The sequence below is a fragment of the Pseudomonas sp. P5_A2_2 genome, assembly GCF_054177685.1.
On sequence record NZ_JBGCUL010000129.1, the window covers coordinates 1 to 8,596 of the forward strand.

The 8,596-nt window shown below is 62.6% G+C and carries 8 protein-coding genes; 3 read left to right on the plus strand and 5 right to left on the minus strand.

Features of this window, described 5'->3' with window-relative positions:
• A partial coding sequence (locus ACXRVY_RS11135) for a hypothetical protein (protein WP_458237395.1) occupies nucleotides 1–327 on the plus strand: 327 nt, incomplete at its 5' end.
• Between the two features lie 9 nt (nucleotides 328–336).
• Here ACXRVY_RS11135 and ACXRVY_RS11140 read toward each other — a convergent pair.
• The gene (locus ACXRVY_RS11140; RefSeq protein ID WP_458237396.1) at nucleotides 337–1,656 is read right to left on the minus strand and encodes an FAD-binding oxidoreductase; all 1,320 of its coding nucleotides are present in this window, start codon (nucleotides 1,654–1,656) and stop codon (nucleotides 337–339) included.
• A gap of 233 nt (nucleotides 1,657–1,889) precedes the next feature.
• On the opposite strand from ACXRVY_RS11140, the gene ACXRVY_RS11145 reads away from it, so the two are divergent.
• Complete coding sequence (locus tag ACXRVY_RS11145) at nucleotides 1,890–2,258, plus strand: EamA family transporter (RefSeq protein ID WP_458237397.1); 369 nt, start codon at nucleotides 1,890–1,892, stop codon at nucleotides 2,256–2,258.
• A 30-nt stretch (nucleotides 2,259–2,288) separates the two neighbouring features.
• Here the strand turns inward: ACXRVY_RS11145 and ACXRVY_RS11150 are convergent, their stop codons facing one another.
• Genes ACXRVY_RS11150 through ACXRVY_RS11160 form a run of 3 tightly spaced genes read right to left on the minus strand, consistent with a single transcriptional unit; the run spans nucleotide 2,289 to nucleotide 6,526 of the window.
• Nucleotides 2,289–3,761: a UbiA family prenyltransferase gene (locus tag ACXRVY_RS11150; RefSeq protein ID WP_458237398.1), complete on the minus strand. Its 1,473-nt coding sequence runs from the start codon at nucleotides 3,759–3,761 to the stop codon at nucleotides 2,289–2,291.
• A gap of 39 nt (nucleotides 3,762–3,800) precedes the next feature.
• A complete protein-coding gene (locus ACXRVY_RS11155) occupies nucleotides 3,801–4,829 on the minus strand; it encodes an acyltransferase family protein (protein WP_458237399.1) in 1,029 nt (342 codons plus the stop codon).
• Between the two features lie 8 nt (nucleotides 4,830–4,837).
• Nucleotides 4,838–6,526 (minus strand): phospholipid carrier-dependent glycosyltransferase, encoded by a 1,689-nt coding sequence (locus ACXRVY_RS11160; protein WP_458237400.1) that lies wholly within the window; start codon nucleotides 6,524–6,526, stop codon nucleotides 4,838–4,840.
• Nucleotides 6,527–6,989: 463 nt separating this feature from the next.
• Between ACXRVY_RS11160 and ACXRVY_RS11165 the strand changes: the two genes are divergently transcribed.
• The gene (locus ACXRVY_RS11165) at nucleotides 6,990–7,946 is read left to right on the plus strand and encodes a hypothetical protein (RefSeq protein WP_458237401.1); all 957 of its coding nucleotides are present in this window, start codon (nucleotides 6,990–6,992) and stop codon (nucleotides 7,944–7,946) included.
• A gap of 209 nt (nucleotides 7,947–8,155) precedes the next feature.
• Here the strand turns inward: ACXRVY_RS11165 and ACXRVY_RS11170 are convergent.
• Nucleotides 8,156–8,596, minus strand: a 441-nt coding sequence (locus ACXRVY_RS11170; RefSeq protein ID WP_458237402.1) for a DUF4832 domain-containing protein, incomplete at its 5' end; no start/stop codon positions are given.

Consider the following 8,596-nt stretch of genomic DNA (forward strand, 5'->3'; position numbering starts at 1 on the left):
TCCGCGGGCTTCCGCGGGCTCGGCCTGATGGTCGGCATCGAGTTCGCCGATCTGAGCGACACCCTGCCGTTCGGCGTGCGGCAGATGGTTTCGCTGCTCGACGAAAAGCTCAAAGGCAGCCTTTGCGGCTTCGCCGGAACGCTGCTACTGCGCGACTACAACACGCTGGTTGCATTCACCGAATACAACCGCAACGTGATTCGTCTGGAACCGCCGCTGATCGCGGGGCCGCAGCATGTCGACGAGTTCCTGCGCGTGTTCGGCGAACTGCTCGACATGGGCGTCACCAAGATCGTCTCGAAGTACGCGCGTGGCGCGGTCGGCTGAGCGTCGCCTTCAGCCGGTCTCCATCATCACGCGGCGCCAGAATCCGGATGAGAAGCGCGGGTCGACATAGCCCTGGAACTCCTGCCAGCGCGGGTAGCCCGCCTTGAAGATGGACGGACCCATGCGCCCGTCCTTGGCCGGATAGAGACGTCCACCTGCTTCGAGCACGATCCGGTCCAGTGCTTCGAACAGGCGATGCACGCGGGCGCCCCGATTCGGAAAGTCGAGCGCCAGGGTGGTGCCCGGCATCGGGAATGACAGCATCCCGCGCGAAGTCGGGGCGCCGAACTGCTTGAGCACCGCCAGGAACGAGCCCATGCCACTGGCCGAGACGGCTTCGAGCAGCTGGCGCACGCTGCGCAGCGCACGCGCATCGGGCACCGCACACTGGTACTGATAGAAGCCCCTGGGGCCGTAGATGCGGTTCCACTCGAGCACAGCGTCAAGCGGATAGAAGAACGGGCGATAGTGCTGGAGCAGGCGTACGCGGTCGCCACGCTGGCGATGGAAATACGCGAGGTTGAAGGCCTTGAGCGTCAGCGCGTTGATCAGCGAGAAGGGGGGCGAGAACGGCATGCGACGCTCTCGCAAATCGACGTGATCGCGCTGCGCCTTCGGCACGCGCGTGAGATCTACATCGGCCTGCGCATGGTTGCCGCGGTTGAAGAGTCCGCGCCCCAGTCTTGTGCCACCGAAGGCGCAGTCGATCCACGAGACCGTGTATTCGTAGTCGGACTCCGATGCCGCACTGATCTCGAAGAATTCTTCGAGCGACCGGAAACGTATGCTCTCGCTTTCGACATAGGGATTGAAGATCCGGCGCAGCTGCAACTTCGCCCAGGTAATGACGCCGGTGAGGCCCAGGCCACCGATCGTGGCCGCGAACCAGTCCGCGTTCTGGTCCAGCGAGCAGATCTTGCACGTGCCATCCGAACGGACGAGTTCGAACTCCAACACGTGGTTGCCGAACGAGCCGGCGCGATGGTGGTTCTTCCCGTGGACGTCGTTCGCAATGGCGCCGCCGACCGTGACGAACTGAGTGCCCGGGGTGACGGTTGGAAACCAGCCTCGCGGCACGCAATGCGCAAGGATCTCCGACAGCAGCACGCCCGCCTCACAGGTCAGCACACCGCTGTCCGCGTCGAATTCGATGAAGCGAGCCAGGGGCCCCATCTCCAGCAGAACGCCGCCCGGGTTGAGATTGCTGTCGCCGTAGCTGCGCCCGTTGCCGTAGGGCAGGACACTGGCGATCGCGTCGGGCGTCGCCCGGCGTGATTCGCCGGCGTCCTGCGCAGCCAGTGCCGCCAGGACCGTGTCGCGGCTGGTCATGGACAGTGTGCGTTGCGGTGGACCGAACACACGACCCCAGGAGCGAAAAGACTCGGTCATCGTCAATGTGAAGCAGTGGCCTGCATATGATGGGTTGCGCGATCGGGTAGCAGCGTGTACCTTTCAATGCCAATCACGCCATTCCCCTGGCGTGGCCGCACACGTCGGCCTTCCGTCCGGAAGCGCGGCGAAAACCCAGCACAACAAACGTGGGCCTCGGTGCCCCTTCTTTCATGCACCAATACATTCCCCTCATCCTGGCGGTGGTGACGACCAATGCCATGTCGCAGATTCTCCTGAAGCACGGGATGAACACGATCGGCAAGTTCGACTTCAACGGCGGCAACTTGCTGAGTATGGTCCCGGTGGTTGCGCTGAACCCGTTCGTCATCGGCGGCTTGGCAGTGCTCGTGTTCAGCATGGGCTTGCATCTGATGGCCTTGTCGCGGGTCGAACTGAGTTTTGCCTACCCGTTCCTCAGTGTCTCGTACGTACTCGTGCTCTTTGCTGGGTACTTCTGGTTCGGCGAAGCGGTGAACGCATCACGCATGCTCGGGGTGGCGCTCATCTGCGGCGGAACCTACTTCATCGCGCGAAGTTAGGCGCGTGGCTTGCAACGCCGCAGGGAAAATCTAAGACGCCCAATAGACGAGGCCGATGCTCGCCAGCACAATGACCTGGCTGATGCGGTCGGTGGCGGCGAAGACGACCGGGTCGTCGTGCAGTTCGCCGCGGTGCGCCTTCAGCCAGATGCGCACCAGCCAGTAGAGCAGCAACGGACACAAGAGCCACAACCCGTAAGGGTGACCATAGCGCTGGGCCACGCTCGGGTCGTTGAGGTACAGGCTCAACGTCAGGATAGAGAGTTGGCCCGATGCCAACCCGGTTGCGAGGATGAATACGCCATCGCCGGCGACGTAGGCACGCCCTTTGACCTCGGATTGCGCCCGCGAGCGCATCTCGCCGATCTCGACATAGCGCTTTGCCAGGGCCAGGCTGAGGAACATGAACATCGAAAAGCCGAGCAGCCAGAACGATGGCTCGACTTCGGTGGCCGCTGAACCCGCCAGGATGCGCGTGGTGTACAGCATCGCCAACGCAAAGACGTCGACGAGCATGCGCCGCTTGAGCAAGGTGGAGTAGGCGGTTGTCAGCAACACGTAGCCGACGAGTGTGGCCACGGCAATGGGTGGCAGCGTGAACGCGGCCAGTGCCGCGCTTGCGGCCAGCAGCGCGAGCGCCAGCGGTACCGCCTGGGAGATGGAGATCACCCCCGAAGCGAACGGGCGCTTCTTCTTGCGATGATGGTGCCGATCGGCCTCGAGGTCGAGCAGGTCGTTGAAGACGTAGATCGCAGATGCGCACAGACCGAAGGCGAAGAACATCGAGATCGCAGCCAGCATCATCGACTGCGTGACCGAACCGATGATCGGCAGCAAAGGCAGGAACACCAACAGATTCTTGAGCCACTGATGCAGCCGCAGACCATAAAGAAAATTCCGCAGGCTGGCCCTGGGTACGTCGACCTGTTCTTCGATCGATGTGAGTTGACTGACCTGCCGACGCAGACCCTTGGAACTCGACACGACGACCGCTGCCTGCGCGCCTTGCCAAACCTTCAGGTCTACACGGTCGTTTCCAGCGTAGCAAAACGCGTGGCCGGCCGCATCCGCCCGGATCGCGTCGAGCTTGCGGACTCCTGACAGGTTCGACGTTCCGTTGGAAGCCATCACATGGTCGAACGTGCCCAGATGCTGGGCGACCGACGCCGCCAGCAACTCGTCCGACGCCGTGGCCAGAACGACCCTGCGGCCCTGCGCACGCGCCTTCTGGATGATGTCGAGCACGCCGGGGCGGTACGGCAGCACCGAGGCGTCCAAGCTTACGCGTTCGGCGATCTTCCGCTTGAGATGTGCCTTGCCGTGCAGCAGCCATGCCGGCAATCGCAGCGCAGTCAGCGGCGATTCGCGCAGCAGCTGCAACGACGATTCGTAAAGCAGATCCGTGGCGATCAGGGTACCGTCGAGGTCGACGTAGAGATGAGGGAGTGGCGAAGCGCTCATCGATGGGTCGCAGGAGTCGTCAAGCAAGTTGGTGGCGTGCATGGAATGCAAGACGGTGGTGCCTCCGTTCGAATACAGGCGCTAGCGTGTGATTCGATCGGTCCACGCCCAGCGCGCAAACAGCATGCGTTGAACCGCGATCGGTACGAGCAGCCCTGCCGCTATCAGTGCCGGCGCTACGACGAAAAAATGCCAGTCGTCCCAGCCCCACAGCTTCAAGACGATACCGCGGACCAAGCCCATCGTGAGGGAACTCATCAGATAGATCGGCAACGTGTTGCGCCCAAGGAATTGCAGTGGCTCGCGAATCCGGGACCAGCGATCGGCCCAGATCGCGACGGCGAGCAGCGCCGGGAGACTCAGCAACCCCGCCACCGTAGGCAGCCAAACCAACGGCAATGCGATCAGCGCTGCTACGAACGCGATGACGAACCATTCGCCATTGCGAGAAACAGCCGAGGTCCAGGCTGCGAGGTTTCGATGACAGGCGGCGGCAAGCAGGAAGAAGAGGGTGTAGCGAGTCAGCTGCTGCAGTGCTAGGAAGTCGGTCACGTGACCCGTCACGGACAGCACGTGAAGCGCGAGCGATACTGCCAGCGCCACGCCAAGATAGCGTGTGATCCATGCCCGGAAGACCGTCATCAGAGCGTAGATCATCAGAAGCGTGACGATGAACCAGAGAAATTGCGCAAACGATTCCGTCGGATAGCTGATCAGGAAAAGGATTTCGTCGAGCGGGTGCCTCACCGGGCGATCGACGTGCAGCACCCGCGCCGCGGCGAACTTCGCCACGTAGACGATCGAGGCGAACAGGAGGTAGGCGGGGACGAGCTTGGTTGCACTCTTGTAGAGTCGGCCGGGCCATTGGTCTGGAGGGTGCGTGAAGAATACGTAGCCGCTCAAGAAGAAGAAAAAGGCCATATGGAACGAATACAGGTGCTCGTGAAATACCATCCACCAATCGTTGCCGTGGGGCTTGAGGTCGCGCGCCACCATGTGCCCGATGACGACCAAGGCAATGGCAATTCCCTTCGCAGTGTCGACTTCTGAGAGGCGCCCGGTTTTCGCATCGCCTCGCGAAACTCGGATCGTGGAGGTTACAGAACTCATCGCGGTACCTACCGGGATGCAGTGTCGGGAACGTAGACCAGAATCCGTTTCGAGCGGGATGCCAGCTTAAGCCAAGCGGGCGATTTCCCAAGGGACAGTTCTCGGATGAAGGGCGAAGGTAGATTGTCATCTTCCGGTTGCCCAGCAATCGGCGCGGAGATGATCACCGCCGCGACTTTGAAGCGCCGGATCGCCTGCTGCACCGCCGCTTCGTCCCAGACGGCGGTACTGAATGTGGGCCCCACCATGGAAACGGTTCGAAGGCCGAGCACGTGCCCGAGGGCTTGCCCGTTGTTGGCCAGGATCACTCCGGGGCCGACGATGTCGCCAATCACCGAACGGATCGACTTCCCGTCGTCGACGGTGCCCTCCACCATTTCGACGACCGGGGCCGCCGCGTTCAAGGCGGGACTGCGCAGGACCGCGGCGTTCAGATAGGCATAAATACAGAAGCTGGCAGCCAGCGCAACCGCTGCGGACTGGCACAGCGCGGGGAAACGTGGCACCGAGCTCAATGCTGCATGGATCCCCCAACCCAGGAGGAGGACAAGCAGCGAAGCGATGGGCACAAGATTGCGTGCGTCGCCATATGAGATCGAGCTGGTCATTCCTGCATAGAACATGCACGCGCTGTAGGTAGCGGCCAGCAGAAAGATGTCTACCGCCATGCCTCGATGACCAGCCGCGCGCGTGGTCGTGGCGCCGCGGTCTCGCCAGCGAGCCCATGCCAGGATCGCCAGCCCGGAAAGAAACAGGACCGTGAACAGCACTTTGGGAATGAAGGTGCCGCCCGGCAAACTCGAACTGGTGCCTGAACCCAGGGTCAACGCGTTCAACCCTTGCGCCGTCTGGACCAGCGCGGGGACGAGCGGGTTGTTGACGAGCATCTCGTCGCGGCCTCGCCAGTTCCCAACGAGCACCATGTTGCGCCCGACAACAACCAGCACGGCAAGAAGAGCAACGCCGAGCGCGATCGCATGGCCGCGTGCGAGCTTGCGGTTGCGACCAGCCACGTGACGCAGCGTCAAAAGTCCCAGACCGACGATGAAGAACAGCCCGGCATAGCGGACCAAGTAGGCTGCAGCGAACGCCAGCCCTGCCGCCACCCATGCCGGCCATGCGGGACGTTCTACGAGATGGCTCCCCCTCAGAAGAAGCGCCACACCAAGCAGCATGCACAGCGAGCAAAGGGCCTCACTCAGTGCCGCGCCGCCGAACTCGATCACGATCCCATTGACAACGAAGCAGGCGACCGTCGCGTTGCACAGCAGACGCGAGAACCCCAACTGCCGGGCAATCCACATCAGCACAGGTACGCACGCCATGGTCGACGCGGTGCTCACCAGCAGTGCGGCGGTGGTCAATGCCGTGCCTGTGAGGCCGACCGCGGCAATCGCGAGCGGGTATCCCAGCGCAAACGTGACCATGGGCGCTGGCGAGACGCCGAACGAACGCTCGACGTCGAAATGAATCAGCGAGGTGTAGCCGAAAAGACCTTGCAGCGCATTTGCGGCCGCGCTGAGGTATTGAAAACTGTCCTGATTCAGCGTTGGCACGAAGCTCGGGGACAGGTGCAGAACGATCAGCAGAGCGGCAAGCGCCATCCACACAAGGCTGTCGACCGCCTGCCGACGAGAGGTGGAACTGCCCGGCGTGACATTCGGCTGGTTCGCTGCAGACCCAAGCGTCCTGATCATTGACAAGTCTCTCTCGAAGTTACCACCGGCAGAGGCCGTGAATTGCGAGAACCGGAATCGCATCCCAGCCTGGCCCTTCCAAGTAGAGCGGCACAGAACGAGAAAGGATGTCAGGATATCAGTGGATTGGCTGGGTCGGCCCGTCGCAGAGGCCTGGACGCACGTTCTGCTGGACTTGCACCCCCTTCATTTGCGGGGACTGCCTCTCGGTGTTCGGCAACCGAKGCGGATGTTCGATGCCTTGCGACGAATGGTGGCTCAACTCTGTCGCGCTTCGCAAGGATATGATCTCGGCCAATTGACCTCCTCAAGGTTTCAACAGGCTCTGCATGACCCTCGATAAACACCGCGCCAACGGGCGTAACGGCGAGGTCATCCGGATGATGCATGAGTCGCTGACGTATGGCGTCAATGCCCCCCGTCGGCAACTTGTTGATCGATCGGCGCTCTGGTTGCTTCCGACGTGAACATTCGACCACGAACAGTTCTCACAGGGGCGCTGTCCTTCGTGCCCGGCGTCATGCCGCTGTATCGACGGTTCGCTTTCCGTCCACACCCGGCACCCGCAAAGACGGGATTTGGAATCTGGCTGAAACACCTGTCAGCGGCCCACGCCAACGGCTTGGTGTGTGTGCCCGCCAGCGTCGTCGAAGTCGGACCCGGCTTGTCATTGGGCGCGGGCATGGCCGCGTTGATTTGCGGAGCCGAGCGCTACCTCGCGCTCGACGTTCTGCCATTCGTGCCGATGGACACGGTCGTTCCAATGTTCGACCAACTGGTCGAAATGTTCCATGCAAGGGTCACGCTAAACCCGCAAGGGTTTCCTTACCACCGCGGGGCACTCGATGCGTCGGGCTGGCCGACCATCCTGCCGCGTGAGTATCTCGAGCCATTGCTCGACGCGCGGCGGATCGCCGAGCTTCGAAGAGACATTCAGGCGTTCGTGGATACGGGGTTCTCCGAGCGGATCGCTTATCTCGCGCCATGGAGCATGGATGCCATCACGCCTCGATCAGCCGAGTTCGTGTTCTCGCATACCGTGCTCCAACATGTGAACTCGGTTCCGGAGGTTTGGCAGCAGATCGGGGCGATGCTGCGACCGGGGGGGATGACGACCCATCAGATCCACTTCTACAACCACGGGACGTCGGCGGTTTGGAACGGGCACTGGGCCTATCCGGAGTGGTTGTGGCGAGTCGCGCTGGGCAGGAAGGAGTTCCTGATCAATCGTGAGCCAATGTCCAGCCATCTCGACGCTGCGAGGGGGGCCGGACTGGATATTGTGCAGACCTCGATGCTTCGGGAGGATGTCGGTGTCCCTCGCGCACATTTGGYGCCGCGATGGCGCCATCTGAGCAATGCTGATCTCACGACGCGTCATGCGTTCTTGATCGCCCGGGCATCGGGCATTTCGAGATAAGAGGCGCTAGACCAGGCTGAGTGCCTCGCGGAAGAGACCGAGAACGTTCGGCATGCGACGAGATGAGTGCACCGACCAGGGCGACGCGGGCCTCCAGCCGAGGTGTGAGAGTAGAGAACCCGCGCAGGTAGTTGCAGGCGGGAGCCTGCCCTGACGCGGGTTGCGTGAACGGTGCCGGATCGCGCTGCGAGCCGGCTGGCGATGGCCGGTTACTGAACGCTGAGGCTCGTCCCGGCGGTGAAGCGGGCGGTGGAAGCGTCCCAGACCTGAGCGCCGCTGTCGGCATTGGCGAAGCGCACCGCATGGCGGGCATCGGCAGCGGTGGTGGACCAGATGTCGGGTGCGCTGATCTGCACGTCATAGGTGCCGGCCGCGGCCCCCGAGGGGATGCTCACGTTCACGGCGATCTGTCCCGAGGCGCCGGCGGCCACCGTGCTCAGGTCACCGGCCGAGCCGGTGATGGTGGCACCCGTGCTCTTGTTGCGCAGCGTGACCACCAGCGGACGCTTGGAGAACATGCGGCCCCAGCCCACGTTGCGCAGGTTCACGTTGACCGCGACGGTGCTGCCCTTCGCGGCGGTGGTGACATGGCTTGCGCCGTCCAGCTGCAAGCGGTAGCCCATCGAGCGGCTGACTTGGGGAAAGCATCC

What these genes read in the sequence shown, in the direction of transcription:
- ACXRVY_RS11145 (WP_458237397.1), top strand. Translation starts at nt 1,890, where the DNA reads ATGCACCAATACATTCCCCTCATCCTGGCGGTGGTGACGACCAATGCC.
- ACXRVY_RS11140 (WP_458237396.1), bottom strand. Translation starts at nt 1,656, where the DNA reads ATGACCAGCCGCGACACGGTCCTGGCGGCACTGGCTGCGCAGGACGCC.
- ACXRVY_RS11160 (WP_458237400.1), bottom strand. Translation starts at nt 6,526, where the DNA reads ATGATCAGGACGCTTGGGTCTGCAGCGAACCAGCCGAATGTCACGCCG.
- ACXRVY_RS11155 (WP_458237399.1), bottom strand. Translation starts at nt 4,829, where the DNA reads ATGAGTTCTGTAACCTCCACGATCCGAGTTTCGCGAGGCGATGCGAAA.
- ACXRVY_RS11150 (WP_458237398.1), bottom strand. Translation starts at nt 3,761, where the DNA reads ATGCACGCCACCAACTTGCTTGACGACTCCTGCGACCCATCGATGAGC.